The organism is Brevibacterium luteolum, from assembly GCF_025147615.1.
Classification (GTDB): Bacteria; Actinomycetota; Actinomycetes; order Actinomycetales; family Brevibacteriaceae; genus Brevibacterium; species Brevibacterium luteolum.
In genome coordinates this window covers 1-17,990 of record NZ_JALXPM010000033.1, presented here as the reverse complement: position 1 = coordinate 17,990, position 17,990 = coordinate 1, and the positions used below count along the sequence as shown (strand labels likewise).

The 17,990-nt window shown below is 67.9% G+C and carries 19 protein-coding genes; 3 read left to right on the top strand and 16 right to left on the bottom strand.

From position 1 onward, the window contains the following. The first annotated feature begins 26 nt into the window (after positions 1 to 26). Entirely contained in the window at positions 27 to 647 is a 621-nt protein-coding gene (locus M3C25_RS09215; RefSeq protein ID WP_102162635.1) for a class I SAM-dependent methyltransferase, read from the top strand. A gap of 36 nt (positions 648 to 683) precedes the next feature. Here M3C25_RS09215 and dapF read toward each other — a convergent pair whose 3' ends face one another. From dapF to miaB, 3 genes are read right to left on the bottom strand one after another with little or no spacing between them, the layout of a single operon-like run. Continuing rightward, entirely contained in the window at positions 684 to 1,640 is a 957-nt protein-coding gene (gene dapF / locus M3C25_RS09210; RefSeq protein ID WP_102162634.1) for a diaminopimelate epimerase, read from the bottom strand. Continuing rightward, entirely contained in the window at positions 1,637 to 2,617 is a 981-nt protein-coding gene (gene miaA, locus M3C25_RS09205) for a tRNA (adenosine(37)-N6)-dimethylallyltransferase MiaA (protein WP_259856042.1), read from the bottom strand. The genes dapF and miaA overlap by 4 nt, the downstream gene beginning before the upstream one ends. A 1-nt stretch (position 2,618) precedes the next feature. Beyond that, positions 2,619 to 4,121 (bottom strand): tRNA (N6-isopentenyl adenosine(37)-C2)-methylthiotransferase MiaB, encoded by a 1,503-nt coding sequence (gene miaB / locus M3C25_RS09200; RefSeq protein ID WP_217007524.1) that lies wholly within the window; start codon positions 4,119 to 4,121, stop codon positions 2,619 to 2,621. Between the two features lie 164 nt (positions 4,122 to 4,285). On the opposite strand from miaB, the gene M3C25_RS09195 reads away from it, so the two are divergent. Then, positions 4,286 to 4,633, top strand: coding sequence for an SdpI family protein (locus M3C25_RS09195; RefSeq protein WP_102162631.1), 348 nt, complete (start codon positions 4,286 to 4,288; stop codon positions 4,631 to 4,633). Between the two features lie 21 nt (positions 4,634 to 4,654). Here the strand turns inward: M3C25_RS09195 and M3C25_RS09190 are convergent, their stop codons facing one another. The 10 genes from M3C25_RS09190 to dapA all read right to left on the bottom strand — a co-directional run bounded on the left by M3C25_RS09190 (position 4,655) and on the right by dapA (position 15,096). Next, positions 4,655 to 5,287, bottom strand: coding sequence for a regulatory protein RecX (locus tag M3C25_RS09190; protein ID WP_259800602.1), 633 nt, complete (start codon positions 5,285 to 5,287; stop codon positions 4,655 to 4,657). Continuing rightward, on the bottom strand, positions 5,274 to 6,380 hold the full coding sequence (recA, locus tag M3C25_RS09185) for a recombinase RecA (protein WP_259856041.1): 1,107 nt from the start codon (positions 6,378 to 6,380) through the stop codon (positions 5,274 to 5,276). Before recA ends, M3C25_RS09190 begins: the two co-directional genes overlap by 14 nt. Before the next feature lie 269 nt (positions 6,381 to 6,649). Further along, positions 6,650 to 6,880: a DUF3046 domain-containing protein gene (locus tag M3C25_RS09180; protein WP_259797842.1), complete on the bottom strand. Its 231-nt coding sequence runs from the start codon at positions 6,878 to 6,880 to the stop codon at positions 6,650 to 6,652. Continuing rightward, positions 6,880 to 7,194: a helix-turn-helix domain-containing protein gene (locus tag M3C25_RS09175; protein WP_102162627.1), complete on the bottom strand. Its 315-nt coding sequence runs from the start codon at positions 7,192 to 7,194 to the stop codon at positions 6,880 to 6,882. The genes M3C25_RS09180 and M3C25_RS09175 overlap by 1 nt, the downstream gene beginning before the upstream one ends. Positions 7,195 to 7,308: 114 nt before the next feature. Continuing rightward, on the bottom strand, positions 7,309 to 7,794 hold the full coding sequence (locus M3C25_RS09170; protein ID WP_259835859.1) for a CinA family protein: 486 nt from the start codon (positions 7,792 to 7,794) through the stop codon (positions 7,309 to 7,311). Further along, the gene (pgsA, locus tag M3C25_RS09165; protein ID WP_259797851.1) at positions 7,791 to 8,399 is read right to left on the bottom strand and encodes a CDP-diacylglycerol--glycerol-3-phosphate 3-phosphatidyltransferase; all 609 of its coding nucleotides are present in this window, start codon (positions 8,397 to 8,399) and stop codon (positions 7,791 to 7,793) included. The genes M3C25_RS09170 and pgsA overlap by 4 nt, the downstream gene beginning before the upstream one ends. A gap of 34 nt (positions 8,400 to 8,433) precedes the next feature. Continuing rightward, positions 8,434 to 9,546, bottom strand: coding sequence for an Ldh family oxidoreductase (locus M3C25_RS09160; protein WP_259856040.1), 1,113 nt, complete (start codon positions 9,544 to 9,546; stop codon positions 8,434 to 8,436). Next, a complete protein-coding gene (locus M3C25_RS09155; RefSeq protein ID WP_375545114.1) occupies positions 9,525 to 12,206 on the bottom strand; it encodes a DNA translocase FtsK in 2,682 nt (893 codons plus the stop codon). The genes M3C25_RS09160 and M3C25_RS09155 overlap by 22 nt, the downstream gene beginning before the upstream one ends. A gap of 245 nt (positions 12,207 to 12,451) precedes the next feature. After that, positions 12,452 to 14,167 (bottom strand): ribonuclease J, encoded by a 1,716-nt coding sequence (locus M3C25_RS09150; protein ID WP_259856057.1) that lies wholly within the window; start codon positions 14,165 to 14,167, stop codon positions 12,452 to 12,454. 8 nt (positions 14,168 to 14,175) lie between these two features. Then, complete coding sequence (gene dapA / locus M3C25_RS09145) at positions 14,176 to 15,096, bottom strand: 4-hydroxy-tetrahydrodipicolinate synthase (RefSeq protein WP_259856038.1); 921 nt, start codon at positions 15,094 to 15,096, stop codon at positions 14,176 to 14,178. A 101-nt stretch (positions 15,097 to 15,197) separates the two neighbouring features. On the opposite strand from dapA, the gene M3C25_RS09140 reads away from it, so the two are divergent. Then, entirely contained in the window at positions 15,198 to 16,421 is a 1,224-nt protein-coding gene (locus M3C25_RS09140) for a heparan-alpha-glucosaminide N-acetyltransferase domain-containing protein (RefSeq protein ID WP_259856037.1), read from the top strand. A 7-nt stretch (positions 16,422 to 16,428) separates the two neighbouring features. On the opposite strand, the gene M3C25_RS09135 is transcribed toward M3C25_RS09140, so the two are convergent. The 3 genes from M3C25_RS09135 to M3C25_RS09125 form a co-directional block, all read right to left on the bottom strand. Beyond that, on the bottom strand, positions 16,429 to 16,875 hold the full coding sequence (locus M3C25_RS09135) for a hypothetical protein (protein ID WP_259835853.1): 447 nt from the start codon (positions 16,873 to 16,875) through the stop codon (positions 16,429 to 16,431). Positions 16,876 to 16,889: 14 nt separating this feature from the next. Beyond that, the gene (dapB, locus tag M3C25_RS09130; protein WP_259856036.1) at positions 16,890 to 17,639 is read right to left on the bottom strand and encodes a 4-hydroxy-tetrahydrodipicolinate reductase; all 750 of its coding nucleotides are present in this window, start codon (positions 17,637 to 17,639) and stop codon (positions 16,890 to 16,892) included. A 78-nt stretch (positions 17,640 to 17,717) separates the two neighbouring features. Beyond that, positions 17,718 to 17,969, bottom strand: a complete 252-nt coding sequence (locus M3C25_RS09125) for a hypothetical protein (RefSeq protein WP_259797870.1) — start codon at positions 17,967 to 17,969, stop codon at positions 17,718 to 17,720. Positions 17,970 to 17,990 lie beyond the last annotated feature (21 nt).

Genomic DNA, 17,990 nt, shown 5'->3' with positions numbered 1-17,990 from the left:
CCTGCGCGCCCCGTAGGATGGTGGCGATGAATGAGCACTACTTCTCCGCCCAGCCGGCCAGCAACGCGCAGCTGCGCACCATCGATGTGCGCTTGGCGGGTCGCGACCTGAGCGTCGCGACGGCTGCCGGGGTCTTCTCCCCCGGTCATCTCGACACCGGCACGCGTGTGCTGCTCGACGAGATCCCCGATCCGCCTGACGGCGATGTGCTCGATCTGGGCTGCGGCTGGGGGCCGGTCGCCATCCACACTGCCCTCACCGGCGCTGCTGCCGGCACGCACCCGCGCATCTGGGCGCTCGACGTCAATGAGCGCGCCCTCGACCTCGTCCGCCGCAATGCCGCCGACCTGGGGCTGGGCTCGATCCGTGCGGTCACCGCTGAGGAGATCCCGCCTGAGGTGCGGTTCGCTGCGATCTATTCGAATCCGCCGATCCGGGTCGGCAAGGCGGTGCTGCACGAGCTGCTGCTCACGTGGCTGCCCCGCCTAGCCGTCGGCGGTGAGGCGTGGCTCGTGGTGGCCAAGAAGCTCGGTGCCGATTCGCTGCTCACCTGGCTGCGCGGCGAGCTCGGCGATGCGTATGCCGTGGAGCGGACGACGACGTCGAAGGGCTTCCGGATCCTGCGGATCGAGCGTCTGGCCGACTGAGCGGCCGGCTGGTCGGTCGGCCGTTCCCGAGGCGGTTCAGAGCAGCCGGCGCATGCGCGCCTTGAGCTGTTCGGACAGTTCGATCGCGGCGGTGAGTTCAGCCGGTCCGGTCAGGCTGACCTGGTGGCCGTTGACGTCGATGCGCACAGTGCCGCCAGGCTGATCGACCAGCCATTGGATCGGGCCCTGGGCTCCAGCCCAGTGGTGGGCTGCCAGGGCGGCTGCGCATGCTCCGGTGCCGCAGGCCAGGGTTTCACCGACGCCGCGTTCGAACACGCGCATGCGCAGGCTGCCGGTTGTCGGGTCGCCGTCGCCGTCGGGTTCGATGACGATGTATTCGATGTTGGCCCCGGCCGGCGGGTCGGGGTTGAGCTGCGGGGCTGAGGTGAGTTCGGCTGCGGCGAGCTCCTCGGCTGAGGCGAGCGCGACGACGGTGTGCGGGTTGCCCATATCGACGTCTAGGCCCGGCCGGGCGACGTCGATGCCGCGGGTGAGCACCAGCGTGTCCGCGCCTCCATTACCGGAGCCGGGCAGCTGCCACCGGCCCATGTCGACGCGGTACCAGACGTCGGATTCGCCTGTCGGATCCGGTTCGATCGTCACAGTCTTGACGCCGGCGCGGGTGCCGACCGGCAGTGTCTGGGGGTCGGCGGCGAGATCGTAGCTGCGCAGGTAGTGGGCGAAGGCGCGCACGCCGTTGCCGCACATCTCGGCGATGGAGCCGTCGGCGTTGCGGTAGTCCATGAACCATTCGGCTCCGGCCTCAGCAGCCGTGACCGCTTCGGGGATGCCGGCTGACGTGCAGCGGATGACGCGGATGAGGCCGTCGGCGCCGATGCCGGTGTGCCGGTTGCACAGGAGTGCGACCTGGTCGGCATTGAGGTCCTGTTCGCCGGCGGGATCATAGAGGAACACGAAGTCATTGGCGGTGCCATGCCCGGTCAACAGGGCCGGCGGTGCGGCAGTGTGGTCTGCGGCGTGAGCGTCGGTCATCGGCGTGGCTCCCTTTCAGCCGGCAGCGTCTCGGCACCGTGAGCATAGCACTGCCGGTGCAGCGCTTCGGCCTTCTCAACCAGCTCGGGATCGGTGGCGTCGAGCCACTGGATGCGCTCATCGCGGCGGAACCAGGTCAGCTGACGTTTGGCGAACTGCCGCGTGCGGATGATCGTCGACTCGACTGCCGCCTCGGCGCTCATCCTGCCGTCGAGGTAGTCGATGATCTGGGCGTAGCCGATCGCCTGGGAGGCGGTGCGGCCCTCCCGCAGTCCCGCATCGAACAGGCGGGTGACCTCGTCGACCCATCCGGCTTCCCACATCCTCTCCACGCGGGCGGCGATGCGTTCGTTGAGCACGGACCGGTCTTCGGCCAAGCCGATCTGCACGGTCGGCATGGCGTATGCGTAGCGGGGCAGGTGGGCGGTGAAGGGCTGGCCGGTCAGTTCGATGACCTCCAGGGCGCGGACGATCCGCCGGGTGTCACCGGTGGTGATCTTCGCTGCGGCGGCTGGGTCAAGTGCGGCGAGCCTGTCGTGCAGGCCTGCCGGACCGTGTGTAACGGCTTCGTCTTCGAGTCGCGCGCGAAGAGCCGGGTCGGTGCCGGGGAAGGTCATGACATCGGTGGCCGCACGCACGTACAGTCCGGAACCGCCGACGAGGATCGGCACCAGATTACGTGCCTGCAGGTCGGCGATGATCCCCCGGGCGCGGGTCTGGAAGTCTGCGACGGAGGCGTCTTCGGTGACGTCGAGGATGTCGATGAGGTGGTGTTCGATACCGCCGCGCTCAGCGACGGGCAGCTTGGCTGTGCCGATGTCCATGCCGCGGTAGAACTGCATGGCATCAGCGTTGATGATCTCCCCGCCAAGCTTCTGGGCGAGTGCGACAGCGAGGTCGGATTTGCCGGTGGCGGTGGCGCCGACGATGTTGATGACCGGCGTGACGGGCTGGGCCGTGCGGTCGGCGGGGCTCATCTCAGCTGCGGGTGCGGATCGTCGGCATGCCCAGCGAGGTCGGTCCGGCCGGCCCTGCTGCCGGGCCGGCGGTTGCACCGCAGCTGTCTGCCTGGCTGCGGTCCCAGGCGTCTCCGGAGCGGGTGCGGCGGATCGTGTAGGCGGCATCGGCGATGAGGAAGTACGGCTTGGCCTCGGTCACCGTTGTCGAGACGACGTCACCGGGGCGGACGTCCTGGGCTGCGGGGTCGATGCGCACGTGGACGAGCCGGTTGTCTTCGGCACGGCCGGTCATCCGGCCGTGCTCGGCATCGCCGGTTTTGGTGACGAGCACGTTGACGTCGGTGCCGATGAGCTTGCGGTTCTCGTCCCAGGCGATTTCGTCCTGGAGGGCGACGAGGCGTTCGAAGCGCTCCTGGACGACCTCCTTGGGCACCTGGTTGTCCATCGTCGCTGCCGGTGTACCGGGCCGGATCGAGTACTGGAAGGTGAAGGCCTGGCTGAAGCGAGCGCGGCGCACGACGTCCATCGTGGCCTGGAAGTCCTCTTCGGTCTCTCCGGGGAAGCCGACGATGATGTCGGTGGTGATGGCGGCGTGCGGGATCGCGTCGCGGACCTTGTCGAGGATGTTGAGGAACCGGCTGGTCCGGTAGGACCGGCGCATCGCTTTAAGGATGCGGTCGGAGCCGGACTGCAGCGGCATGTGCAGCTGCGGCATAACGGCTGGGGTCTCGGCCATGGCGGCAATGACGTCGTCGGAGAACGCTGCCGGGTGGGGGCTGGTGAAGCGGACCCGTTCGATGCCCTCCACGGCGCCGACGGCGCGCAGCAATTTGGCGAAGGCTCCGCGGTCGCGGAACTCAACGCCGTAGGAGTTGACGTTCTGGCCCAGCAGGGTCACCTCGGTGATGCCGTCTGCTGCGAGTGCTTCGACTTCGGCGAGGATGTCGCCGGGACGGCGGTCCTTCTCCTTGCCGCGCAGTGCCGGGACGATGCAGAAGGTGCAGGTGTTGTTGCAGCCGACCGAGATCGACACCCAGCCCGAATGCGTCGATTCGCGGGTTGTCGGCAGAGTTGAGGGGAAGACGTCAAGGCTTTCGAGGATCTCGACCTGAGCTTCCTTGTTGTGCCGTGCCCGGTCGAGCAGAGCCGGCAGTGAACCCATGTTGTGGGTGCCGAAGACGACATCGACCCACGGTGCGCGCTTGACGATGGTGTCGCGGTCCTTCTGGGCCATGCACCCGCCGACGGCGATCTGCAGATCCGGGCGCTGTTCCTTGACCTGGGCGAGCCGGCCGAGGTTTCCGTAGAGGCGGTTGTCGGCGTTCTCGCGCACAGCACAGGTGTTGAAGACGACGATGTCGGCCTGGTCGCCGGCATCGGCACGGACGTATCCGGCGTCGTCGAGGAGACCGGAGAGCCGTTCGGAATCGTGCACGTTCATCTGACACCCATAGGTCTTGACCTCATAGGTGCGGGTGCGGTTGCCGGCTTCCGGTTCAGTCAGTGCGATTGCCTCAGTCATCGGCAGACATTCTAGCGTGTGCGCACAAGCCGGTACGCCTCGCTGTCGGTCCTCTGGCTGATAGCCTGCCCGTGCATCCCCGACACAGAAGGAGCGACGGTGACGTCACCTGCGGCCCTAACTGATTTCTGCCCTGCCACCCGTGTGCGAGAGCAGGATCGATCATGACCGACCTCATCGCCGCGCTCACCACAGGTCTCTCCCTGGCCCTCGCCGGGGTGATCGTCGTCGCTGTCGCCTACCGAGGGCAGCGGGGAACCCTTCGGCGCAATCTATGGGTGGGCCTGCGGACAGCGACGCTGATGGAGTCCGACGAGGCGTGGACGACTGGGCATCGGGCAGCAGCACGGTATATGTATGTGGCCGGTGCCGGGCTCATCGTCGCTGGCGTGGCGAGCGTGTTCCTCACCGAGGCAGCGTTGGCGATCGTCGCTCTTGCCGGCTGCGTGTGGGTGCTGGCGTGGGTGCTCATCGCCTCACGCGTTGCTACCACAGCAGCAGCACGCGAATAGACCCTGCTTGGCCTGAGTCTGTCAGTCGGTGTCGAGCACCTGCCGGGCGACAGCGAACGACAGGCCGGAGGGGAAGCCGCGGCGGGCGAGCATACTGAGGATGCGGCGCTGGCGGGTCTCATACGGAAGAGCGCGAGTCGAGGCTGCCTTCTTCTCCGCCACGGCGTAGGCGAGATCCCATTCATCGTCGATCTCACCGAGTGCGTCATCGGCGATCGGCCCGTCGATGCCCTTCTTCTTCAGCTCCCGGCGCAGTGCTGACTGTGAGAGCTTGCGCTGTTCGCGTTTGGCCCGCACGAAGCTGTGGGCGAAGTTCGCGTCATCGAGCAACTTCGAACTCTGCAGGCGTTCGATGAGGGCATCGACGATGTCCTCAGGGTGCCCTCGGCCGAGTAGCTTCTCCCGCAGCTCTGACGAGGAGTGATCGCGGGCAGCGAGCATGTTGAGCGCACGTTTCTTCGCCCGCTTGTACTCCGGGTCGTCAGCGATCGGATCCGGCTGCTCGTCTGCGACGGACTCAGTGAGCGATGCAGACGAGTGTGCACCGTGGATCTGCCCGTCAGTGCCGACGGAGTCGATCGCCTGCTGCAGAGCGGCCAGGACGTCCGCGGTGCTGCGGGCGTCCTGGCCGGTTGCGTCATCAGCTCGGGACATTGTCCAGGGAGTCGGCTGCCGGTGCCGGAGCCTCAGGGGCTGCCTCGGCTTCTGCTGACTCTTCCTCGACCTTGATGAGGCCCATCTTGTGCTTGATCTTCAGCTCGATCTCCTCAGCCAGGCCGGGATTGTCGCGCAGGAAGTTGCGCACGTTCTCCTTGCCCTGGCCGAGCTGGTCACCGTCGTAGGTGAACCAGGAGCCGGACTTGCGGATGATGCCGTTGTCGACACCCATGTCGATGAGGCTGCCCTCTCGCGAGATGCCCTGGCCGTAGATGATGTCGAACTCGGCCTGCTTGAACGGCGGGGCGACCTTGTTCTTCACGACCTTGACGCGGGTGCGGTTGCCCACGGCGTTGCCGGCTTCCTTGAGTGTTTCGATGCGGCGGACGTCCATCCGGACCGAGGAGTAGAACTTCAGTGCCTTACCGCCCGAGGTGGTCTCCGGGGAGCCGAAGAACACGCCGACCTTCTCACGCAGCTGGTTGATGAAGATCGCGGTTGTGCCGGAGTTGGCCAGGGCGCCGGTGAGCTTGCGCAGTGCCTGGGACATGAGGCGGGCCTGCAGGCCGACGTGCGAGTCGCCCATCTCGCCTTCGATCTCGGCCTTGGGTACGAGTGCGGCGACCGAGTCGATGACGATGACATCGAGTGCCCCGGAGCGGATGAGCATGTCGGCGATCTCAAGAGCCTGCTCACCGGTGTCCGGCTGCGAGACGAGCAGCTGGTCGGTGTCGACGCCGAGGGCCTTGGCGTATTCGGGGTCGAGTGCGTGCTCAGCGTCGATGAAGGCGGCGATGCCGCCGTTCTTCTGCGCATTGGCCACCGCGTGCAGGGCCACGGTCGTCTTACCCGAGGATTCCGGGCCATAGACCTCGACGATGCGCCCGCGTGGGATGCCGCCGACGCCGAGGGCGATATCGAGGGCGATCGATCCGGTCGGGATCGCCGCGATGGGCTGGCGGGTCTCTTCGCCCAGGCGCATGACAGCACCCTTGCCGAACTGGCGGTCGATCTGTGAGACGGTCGCTTCGAGCGCCTTCTCCCGGTTGCCGGCGGCCGGTGCGGCGCCGCGCGTGTTCTTCGCTGCCATGGATTCCTCCTTGAGGTGGTTCATCGATCTGCCAGCAACTCTAGGCTCCGGCACTGACATCGACTCGATTCACGATGTGAAGCTGTGGACAACCGCGCGCTGCGCACCTGTGGTCACAGCCGGGCGGCGTATCTGGGCACCACTATAGCGGCTCATGCGAACATCAGTTCGAAATGTGCGGCGTGTCGTCGATGTTGGCCTCTGGTCGAAGCTCGCCTCTGCATGCGTGACGCAGCGCCTTCGCTCGACGCCAGCGTCCCCGCACCTGCTCAGAACGGGTTGGCCCGCGGCTTCCTGTCCTGACCGAGCCAGCGCTCTTCGGGAACTCCTGCGGCAGCGCAGACAGCCAGCCAGATCTCACGCGCCTCGAATCCGGCTTCGAACGCCTCAGCCGGCGTGCGTGAGCCCAGTGTTGAGAGTGCCAGGTCTGTGTGCAGGGAGGCTGCGCGGATGGAGCCGAACTCGTCGTTCATCAGCTCCCAGTAGGCGGTATGGCGCATCAGGCCTGTCCGGCGAGCGCTTCGTCTGCGAGCACGCGCTCGGACAGCTCGGCGGGAACGGTGTCGGGAATGTCGACGCCTTCGCTGATCGCGAAGCGGTCGCTGACCTCGCGCAGCAGCAGGGAGACCGGCATATCGAGGGCTTCGCAGATGGCGGCGAGCAGCTCGGAGGAGGCCTCCTTCTGGCCGCGTTCGATCTCACTCAGGTAGCCCAGGGACACGCTGGCCCCGGTGGAGACGTCGCGCAGGGTTCGGTTCTGCCGGCGACGTGCGGTCCTCAGCGTGTCACCGATCTCGGTCCGCAGAAGAGTCATGTGCGTCCTTTCTCAGCGACAGGGTTCATGTGAAACCTTCAACACCGCGGTGCTGTGGTTTGTTCCATCCAATCTACCGTTTCCGTCAATCCGGCGTTGCCTCAGGGCCGCTGTTTAAGACAATGCCCAGCGATCTTGCACCCATGCGGCCAGCTGGGACAGGCAGGCCTCGACGGTCGCCTGCCGGATCTGGGCGCGGTCGCCGGAGAAATCGTGGCCCACCACCTCGGGTTCGGCCATCTGCGGAACGAGCAGGGCGGTGAAGACCCGGCCGACCGGCTGGCCGTCCTGCGGGTCCGGTCCGGCGACCCCGGTGCAGGCCAATGCGATATCGGCCTGGCAGGCGCGGGCCGCGCCGGTGGCCATCTGGGCGGCGACCTGCGGGTGGACCGCTCCCGAGGTGGTGAGCAGGTCGGCGTCGACGCCGGCCAGTGCGGTTTTGAGGTCGGTGGCATAGGTGACCAGTCCCCCGCGCAGCACGGCCGAGGCGCCGGGCACGTCGGCGATCGTGGCCGCGAGCTTCCCGGCGGTCAGCGATTCGCAGGTGGCCACGGTCAGCCCGGCGGTGGTGAGGCGGCGGATGATCTCGGCGACGGTCACGGGGTGACCTTGAGCCGCTTGTAGATCTGGACGAGGTAGTCCACGCCGGTGACGATCGTGACGATGACCGCGGCGGTGAGCACGACCCAGGCGAGGATGACGAGCCAGAACGTCACGATGGCCGGCAGCACGGCGTGCAGCGGAGCGATGGCGATGAACAGCGCCAGCGCAACGGTCTGCAGCACGGTCTTGAGCTTGCCGCCCTTCGAGGCCGGCAGCACGATCCGCTTGACGATGAGGAGTCTGAGGATGGTGATGCCGAACTCGCGGATGAGGATGATGACCGGGATCCAGATCGGCAGCACGCCGATCCACCACAGGCCCAGCAGGGCGGCGGACATGAGGGCCTTGTCGGCGATCGGGTCGGCGATCTTGCCGAAGTCGGTGATGAGGTTGTAGCGGCGGGCGATGTCACCGTCGATCTTGTCGGTGATCATCGCAAGCAGGAAGATGATGAGGGCCCACAGCCGCCACACCGGGTCGAGGCCGTCGTGGGCGAGCAGCACGAAGAGGAAGACGGGGACGAGCAGGATCCGCACCGTCGTGAGGACGTTCGGGACGTTGAAGTTGCTCGGCTTCTGGGCAGCCGCATCGTGTGAAGTCATCACCGGCCAGTCTAGCCGCTCACTCACCCCCTGTTCAGGCCGGTGGCTGGGCCTCCAGCAGGTATCGGCAGCCGAGGTCGGCGCACAGTGCTGCGAGCTGATCGGTCAGCCGTGCGGCCAGTGGGATGCCGTGGGCTGAGCGGTCGGCGCGGTGGGCGATCTGCGGGTCTCCTGCGACCTGGACGGGCACGGCCGGGTCCAGCGGTGCGGCTGCCCGCAGGTCCTCCCGCAGCTGCGCGGTGTAGCCGGCTGCCGGGTTGGCGGGGTTGACGAGACCGGGGTCGATGGCGATGAAGGTGTAGCCGACGTCGTGGAAGCCGTCCCTGTTGCCCGGCTGGTCGGCTCCGCCGAGTGCTGCAGACAGGATCTGCACCATGGTCGCCAGTCCGTAGCCTTTGTGCCCGGCGGCCTGCGGGCCGGGCCCGCCGAGCGGGCTGAGGCCGTAATTGCCGGATTCGTCGGTCAGCCCGGCATAGGCGGCTGCGGCGTTCCGGACCGGTGCGCCGGTGGTGTCGGTGACCCAGTCGGCGCCGAGCTGGCGGCCGGTGAGCTCGTGGACCTTCACCTTGTTCAGCGGCACGGTCGTGGTGGCCATGTCGAGGACGACGGGTTCGTCGTCACCGGCCGGGGCTGCGAAGCCGATCGGGTTGGTGCCCATGAACGGGTGCTTTGCGCCCGTCGGGGTCTGCAGCGCGCCGCGGGTCGAGCACATCGACAGGCCGATGAGGCCCTCGCGGGCGGCCATGATCGCGTAGTAGCCGGCGGCGCCGTAGTGGTTGGCGCGGTGCACGGTGGCCAGCCCGATGCCGTATTCCCGGGCCTTCGCCATCGCCTGGCGCATCCCCGCGTGCCCGGCCAGGTGCCCGAATCCGGCGCGGGCGTCGATGAGGACGCTGGCCCTGTGGTCGTGTTCGACGACCGGTGCGGCGGCCGGGTCGATGGAGCCCTCGGCGATCTCCTGGTGGTAGATCGGCAGCATCGAGATGCCGTGGGAGTCGATGCCGGAGAGGTCGGTGTGGAACATCACCTCGGTGCAGATCTCAGCGGCCCGCGCATCGGCCCCGAACGCGCGCATGATCTCCAGGATCTGCGCCCGGGTCGAGGCGGCGGTGAAGCGCTGTTCGCTCACCGGTTCGTCAGCTGCCACGCGTCTTCACCGGAGGCCTCGACGATCTCCAGGCCGGTGTCCGGGTCGATGTCGCCGGGCTGGAAGCCGGCGGCGTCGTCGTCGGAGGTCACCGGCGAGTCATAGGCCTGGTCGGTCGCCGGCATGCCAGCTGCGTCATCCGTGCCCGAGGCGGCCGGCGCCTCGGGTGCGGCTGGCGGGTCTTCGCCGCGCAGGCGGGCGATGACCTCGGGCAGCTGTTCGGGGGTGATGAGCACGTCGCGGGCCTTCGGGCCCTCTGAGGGGCCGACGATGCCGCGGGATTCGAGCAGGTCCATGAGCCGGCCGCCCTTGGCGAAGCCGACCCGCAGCTTGCGCTGCAGCATCGACGTCGACCCGAACTGGGTGGTGACGACCTGCTCGGCTGCCTGGATGAGCAGCTCGAGGTCATCGCCGATCTCCTCGTCGATGACCTTCTTGGGCTCGTCGACGGCGACGTCCTCGCGGTAGACCGGGGTGAGCTCGCCCTTGACGTGCTCGACGACGGTGTGGATCTCCGATTCGTTGACCCACGCGCCCTGCACGCGCATCGGCTTGGCTGCGCCCATCGGCAGGAACAGCGCATCGCCCTGGCCGATGAGCTTCTCCGCGCCCGGCTGGTCGAGCACGACGCGCGAGTCGGCCAGCGAGGAGGTCGCGAACGCCAGGCGGGAGGGCACATTGGCCTTGATGAGGCCGGTGACGACGTCGACCGAGGGCCGCTGGGTGGCGAGCACGAGGTGGATGCCGGCGGCGCGGGCGAGCTGCGTGATCCGCTGGACGGAGGCCTCGACATCGCGGGGGGCGACCATCATGAGATCGGCGAGCTCGTCGATGACGACGAGCAGGTACGGGTACGGGTGGAGTTCGCGCTCCGAGCCGGGAGGCGCGGTGACGGTGCCCTCGCGGACGGCCTTGTTGAACTCCTTGACGTGCTTGAACCCGAAGTGGGCCAGGTCGTCGTACCGGGTGTCCATCTCCCGCACCACCCAGTCGAGTGCCTCGGCGGCCTTCTTCGGGTCGGTGATGATCGGGGTGATGAGGTGCGGGATGCCGGCGTAGATGGTGAGCTCGACGCGTTTGGGGTCGACGAGGATCATGCGCACCTCGTCGGGGGTCGCGCGCATCATGATCGAGGTGATCATCGAATTGACGAAGCTCGACTTGCCCGAGCCGGTCGCACCGGCGACGAGCAGGTGCGGCATCTTCGCGAGATCAGCGACGACGAAGCCGCCTTCGACGTCCTTGCCGAGCCCGACGACCATCGGGTTCTCGGTCTGCCGGGCGGCCTGCGAGCGCAGCACATCGCCGAGCGCGACGGTTTCGCGGTCCGTGTTGGGGATCTCGATGCCGATCGCCCGCTTGCCCGGAATCGGGGAGATGATCCGCACATCCGGGCTGGCGACGGCGTAGGCGATGTTCTTCGACAGCGCGGTGACCTTCTCGACCTTGACGCCGGTGCCGAGCTCGACGATGTAGCGGGTGACGGTCGGGCCGCGGGAGAATCCGGTGACGTGGGCGTCGATGCCGAACTGGTCGAACACCTCGCGCAGGGATTCGACGACCCGGTCGTTGGCCTCGGAGCGCTCCTTGGCCGGCGGGCCGGCGACGAGCGCGTCGGATGAGGGCAGCGTGTAGGTGACATCGCCGGCCAGGGTGAGCTGTTCGGTGCGTTCGGGCAGCTCGCCGGTAGCCTGCGGGGCCGGGGTCGAGACGTTGGGCACCGTGCCTGCGGCCGCGCCGGCGGCCGTGCTGCCCGCTCCCGCGGCGCCGAGCACGCGGGTGGCGGCGTCCTCTCGGATCTTCGCGGCGTCCTGTTCGGCCTTGGTCGGGCGGCGCTCGCCGGGCTTGGGGCCGGGCGCGTCGACGTCGTAGAGCTCATCGTGGACCGGCGTGTCACCGGTGACGTCGTTCTCGTGGATGTAGGCCTTGTCATAGGCCGGGTCGGCTTCTGGGTCCGCGGCGGCCTTGGCGAGTTCGGCTTCGACGTCGAGCTTCTTCTTCCGCGACCGGCGCTTGGAGCCCATCGGCTTGAGCGTGTTCGTCTGCCGGCCTTCGCTGACGAGGTCATCGGCGGCCGGAGTCTCGTCCTCATCGGCGTGGGCCGGCTGAGTGTGGCCGGTCAGGGCGCAGTAGGCGTCGTAGGTGCGCTGCGGGATCCGGTTGACCGGGGTGGCGGTGATGACGAGGACGGAGAAGAGTCCGAGCAGCACGAGCAGAGGCACGGCGACATACGAGGTGGTGGCGGCGACTAGCGGTGAGGAGATGATGAACCCGAGCGCGCCGCCACCGTTGATGAGTGCGGCGTGCGAATTGGCGAACGTCGGGGTGCCCACGGCGATGTGCGCCAGGCCTGCGGCGGCGAAGATGAAGCCGATGAGGCCGATGAGGATGCGGTTGTTGCCGCGGGTTTCGCGGCCGCGCAGGAACAGCCGCAGCGCGTAGCCGAGCAGCAGCACCGGCAAGGCGAGGGCGACCCGGCCGAAGGTGCCTTCGACGACGGCGCGCACGCCGTCACCGAACGGGCCGGGAATGTGCCACCATTCGAAGGCGGCGAAGACGATGGCGAGGCCGACGAGGAAGAAGGCCGTGCCGTCGCGGCGGTTGGGATTGTCGTCGTCGGGTGTCTCGGTGAACACTGTGCGGGCGCGGTTGCCTGCCATATGTGCCACTCCCATCCATGCCCCAGTGAACACGCTGGGTCCCTGGGTGTCGTGAGTCCCCTTGGGGCCGCGCGCAGCGGGAGCGGCCTGCGTGCCGCGCCTCTTGCGTCCGGTACCAGCGGGGGAAGTCGTACTGGTCGCCATGATGCCTATCGTAGGGGCGCGGTGGCGGGCCGGGCCGAATTTGGTTCGGCGTGTAGGGAAATGGCGCGGCGGCTGCCGACTGTTCGGCAGCCGCCTGCCGCTCACTGCACCGCGGCATCGGCGCCGGGCACGAGGACGACCATCGGCACGATCATCGGGCGGCGGCGCAGCCGTGATGAGATCCAGCGGCCGATGGTGCGGCGGATGATCTGCTGGAGCTTGTACTGGTCTTTGACCCCGTCGGTAAGCGCCTCGGCGACCGCATCGGCGATCTTGGGTTTGATGTGGTCGAACACATTGTCGTCTTCGGCCATGCCGCGGGAGTTGATGACCGGCCCGGTGATGATTTTCTGCGCCTGTGTGTCGACGGTCATGAAGATCGACACGAAGCCCTCGCCGGCGAGGATGCGCCGGTCCTTGAGGTCGGCTTCGGTGATCTCGCCGACCGAAGAGCCGTCGACGAAGACGTATTCGCAGTCGACAGCTCCGACCACCCGGGCGCGGCCGTCCTTGAGGTCGACGACCCAGCCGTCATCGGCGATGACGATGTTCTCCTCCGGCACGCCGGTCTGGGCGGCGAGCTTGCCGTTGGCGAGCATGTGCCGCCATTCGCCGTGGACGGGCATGACGCCCTTGGGCTTGACGATGTTGTAGCAGTACAGCAGCTCCCCGGCCGAGGCGTGGCCCGAGACGTGCACTTTGGCGTTGCCCTTGTGCACGACACGGGCGCCGAGCTTCATGAGTCCGTTGATGACGCGGTAGACCGAGGTCTCATTGCCGGGGATGAGCGAGGAGGCGAGGATGATCGTGTCATCGGCGTTCACCTCGACCTTCGGATGCGCGCCGTTGGCCATCCGCGACAGCGCTGCCATCGGCTCGCCCTGCGAACCGGTGCACATGAGCACGATCTGGTCATCGGGATACTTGTCGAGGTCCTTGAGGTCGATGATGACTCCGCGGGGGGCGTGGAGGAAGCCGAGATCCTGCGCGATCTTCATATTGCGCACCATCGACCGGCCGATGAGCACGACCTTGCGGCCGTGCGCCTGGGCGGCTTCGAGGACCTGCTGGACGCGGTGGACGTGGGAGGCGAAGGAGGCGACGATGACCCGCCCGGTGGCGGTGGAGACGACGGAGTCGAGGACCGGCCCGATGTCCTTCTCCGGGGCGGTGAAGCCGGGAACCTCGGCGTTGGTCGAGTCAGTGAGGAACAGGTCGACGCCCTCTTCGCCGAGGCGGGCGAAAGCACGCAGATCGGTGATCCGGCGGTCGAGCGGCAGCTGGTCCATCTTGAAATCGCCGGTGTGCAGCACGGTGCCCGCACCGGTGCGGATGAACACGGCCAGGGCGTCGGGGATCGAATGGTTGACGGCGACGAACTCCAGGTCGAAGGGCCCGAGCTGGTCGGCTTCGTTCTCGCGCACCACGCGGGTGACGGTCTTGCGCAGGCGGTGCTCCTTGAGCTTGGCCTCCACCAGCGCGAGAGTCAGCGAAGAGCCGAGGACGGGGATGTCCTCGCGGCGCTTGAGCAGGTAGGGCACCGCGCCGATGTGGTCTTCGTGACCGTGGGTGAGGACCAGGCCGACGATGTCGTCCATCCGGTCGTCGAGGTAGCTGAAGTCAGGCAGGATGAGGTCGATGCCAGGCTGCTCCTCTTCGGGGAAGAGGACACCGCAGTCGACGATGAGCAGCTTGCCGCGGTACTCGAAGACGGTCATGTTCCTGCCGACCTCGCCGAGGCCGCCGAGGGCGACGATGCGCATCGCCTCGGGGTCTGCCTTCGGTGGGTCGCCGGGATCGATCGCGTAGTTCGTCATCTGGTTGGTCACGTGAGGTAACCGCTCCTTGTCATTTCGCGGCGCAGGAACTCCACCTGGTCCTCCGATGCTTCAAGCAGCGGCAGGCGGGTTGCGCGGGTGGGAAGCACACCCTGGAGCTGAAGCGCCGCCTTGGCGGAGATCGCTCCCGGCATGTGGTTCATGATGGCGTCGATGAGGCTGACGAGGCCCGCTGCCACGTCGCGGGCAGCGTTGAGATCGTTGGTGCCGACATACTCGGTCATCTGGGCGAGGCGGTCGGCGCAGATGTGCCCGGCGACGGAGACGACGCCGATCGCCCCGCAGCTCATGAGCGGCAGGTTGAGTGCGTCCTCACCGGAGTAGTAGGTCAGGCCCGTCTCGCTCATCACCTGCAGGGCCGAGGCGATGTCTCCCTTGGCGTCCTTGACGGCGAGGATGTTCGGGTGGGCGTCGAGGGCGGCCAGGGTGGCCGGCTCGAGCGGCACGCTGGAGCGGCCGGGAATGTCGTAGAGCATCACCGGCAGGTCGGTGGCATCGGCGACAGCGCGCATATGCGTGATGATGGCGTCCTGCGGCGGCTTCGAGTAGTACGGGGTGACGAGCAGCAGCCCGTCGGCACCGGCGTCGCGGGCCTGCTGGGCGAGCTCGATCGAATGGGTGGTGTTGTTCGTCCCGATCCCGGCGACGAGCTTGGCGCGATCACCGGCGCCGCGGCGGGCGGCGGTGAGCAGTTCGGACTTCTCGGCATCGGTCGTCGTGGGTGATTCGCCGGTGGTCCCGGAGATGACGAGCATGTCGTTGCCGAGGTCGACGAGGTGGGCGGCGAGCGCCTCGGCGGTGTCGTAGTCGACCTCTCCCGAGGCGGAGAAGGGGGTCACCATTGCGGTGCCGACCGTGCCGAAGGCCGCGGCAGCATCGCGTGCCTGCGCAGAGTTCACCATAGCCATGCTCTCATCCTACCGCCGCCGCTCGCAGCTGAGAGGACAGGCACGGCGGCTGTGAAAGAATCGGGGGCGATATTCCGCGCCTCGCATCACCGGGAGGATCCATGTCCGACACGCCTGCCGGCCCGCCTGCTGCCAGGCCGGCCACCGCCTCGGGGCCGGCCGCCGGGATGCGACTGCTGGGGGTGGATCTGGCGCGGTCGATCGCACTGCTGGGGATGATGATCACACATATCATTCCCCTCGATGACCCGGATCCGACGTGGGCGACGCTCTTCGCCGGCCGCTCCTCGGCCCTGTTCGCGGTGCTCGCCGGGGTCTCGGTGGTGCTCTCGACCCGCACGCTGCTCTCCGTGCCCGGACCGCGTGCCTGGCTGGCGGCCGCGTCCGGGCTGTGGGTGCGCGGGGCGGTGATCTTCGTCCTCGGCCTGCTGCTGGCCTCACTGGGTTCCTCAGTGGCGGTGATCCTCGCGAACTACGGGCTGATGTTCATCATCGCCTCGTTCCTGCTGCGCCTGCCCCGGCTGGCGCTGGGCATCCTGGCTCCGGTGTGGCTCATCGCCACCCCGTTCCTCAGCCATGCGCTGCGCACCGGGCAGGGCCTGTACCCCAGCTACGAGGTCCCGGATGTGCTCATGCTCGCCGATCCGGGGCTGCTGCTGACGGAGCTGGCGATCACCGGGTACTACCCGGTGCTGCAGTGGATGGGCTTCGTGCTGCTGGGCATGTGCATCGCCCGTCTCGACTGGACGTCGCGCAGCCTGTGGACCGGGCTGGCGTTCATCGGCTCCGCGGTGGCGGCACTGACGCTGTTCGCCTCCTCGCTGCTGCTGACGATGGGCGGGCGGGCCGTGCTCGAGGCCGAGCTCGCCTCGGGCGCGGATCCGTTCGGCTCCGAGCTGGAGTATCTGCTCGCGGTCGGCAGCTACGGCACGACCCTGCCGGGTTCCTGGTGGTGGCTGGTGATCGCCGGGCCGCACTCGGCCACTCCCCTGGACCTGCTGCATACCTCAGGGGTGGCGGTCGCGGTGCTGGCGGTGTGCATGCTCGCCGCTCGCGGGCCGGCGCTGCGCTGGCTGGCCCCGTTCATCGCAGCCGGTGCCATGCCGCTGAGCATCTACACCGTCCACGTCATCGGCGTGGAGATCACCGAAGCGCTCCTCCCGCCGCTGGCAGGGCTGGCGGTGCATATCGTCGCGGCCCTGGTCTTCGCCACCGTGTGGGTGCGCTTCGTCAGTCCGCGCGGACCACTCGAGTGGCCGCTCAGCCTACTGGTCGCCCGGGTGCGGGCAGGACTCCTGCCGGCACCGCCGGCCTCGCGGGCGTGAGCCGGTCTCAGACGGCTGTCTTCTCCAGCTTGATCGCGTGCCGCATCGCCGCACGTGCCCTGCGCCGGTCCCCGGCGGCATCGTAGGCGCAGGAGAGGCGGAACCAGCTGCGCCAGTCATCGGGGGCCGCTTCGGTTTCGGCGCGGTACTTCTCGAACTCCTCCTCGGCTGCTGCGCGGATGATCTTGCCGCCGGGGGTGCGCGGAAGCGTGTCCGGCGGCAGTCCGCCCTCCGTGCCGAGGATCCTGGCCAGGCGCTCCATCGCGGAGCCGAAGAGCAGCTCGCGGATGAGCGCCCATGCCCCGACGATGGGCAGGACGAGGAGTGCGATCCCGAGTGCTTTGGCGATGAGGTTGGGATCGCTGAGCATGATCCAGGCGCGCTGGAGCATGAAGATGAGGTACAGGACCAGCAGCGCTGAGATGATGAGTGCGCCGAGCTTCGCTTTCGACATGCGTATAGCGGTGCTCAGATCGACAGGAAGTGCTCGAGCCCGACGGTCAGGCCGGGCTTGTCGCCGATGGCGCGCACAGCGGTGATGATGCCGGGCATGAATGCCTGTGTGTCGAAGGTGTCGGTGCGGATGGTGAGCGCCTCGCCCTGGGAGCCGAACATGATCTCCTCGCTGGCGTTCATGCCGGCCTGTCGGACGGCGTGGACGTGGATACCGTCGATGACTGCTCCGCGGGCGCCGTCGGGGTCCGATTCGGTGGCGTCCGGAGCAGGCCCGAGGCCTGCCCGCTGGCGGGCGGCGGCGATCCGCTGGGCGGTGTGGGCGGCGGTTCCCGAGGGCGCATCGAGTTTGCGCGGATGGTGGATCTCGAGCACTTCAGCGGAGTCGAAGTAGCCGGCGGCGATCTCAGCGAAGTGCATCGCCAGCACCGCGCCGATCGAGAAGTTCGGAGCGATGAGCACGCCGGTGTTTGGCTGATCGGCCAGCTGCTGCTCCAGTGCGTCGAGGCGTTGGGCGTCCCAGCCGGTGGTCCCGACGACGGTGTCGATGCCGCGGGAGACGAGGAAAGCGACGTTGTCGGCGGTCGCCTTGGGCACGGTGAGTTCGACGGCGACGTCGATATCGGCGTCGGTGAGGGAGTCGAGGGAGTCGGAGCTGCCGAGTGCGGCGGCGAGTTCAAGTCCCTCTGCGGCTTCGATCGCTTCGACGGCGTGGCTGCCCATGCGTCCGTGAGCTCCGATGACGGCGACGCGGATAGCGCTCATGTTCCTCTTTTCAGGTCGCGGGTGCGTGGGTTTCAGTCTAGTGCCCGGCGGCGTCCGAGGCGGTGTGGCCTTCGCGACTCAGCTGTCATGGCCGGGGATCGCCGGCCGGCTGCTTGTCCGGCGCCGAGGGTCACCCGCGCGCACATGGTGCCTTCGCCCCGGGGGGACGAGCTTCTGGGCGAAGCGCGCCGCTGCGAGAGCGTCTGCGATCTCCGGGATGTTGGACTGCAGGTCGACGTCGGCATCGTTAAGCGCTGCCTGGCGGATGTCGATGAGCTGGACGGCGGTCTCCTGCTGCCAGCGTGCGAGGCGGAAGATGGAATCGGTCATCGTGACAAGACAAGGCACCTT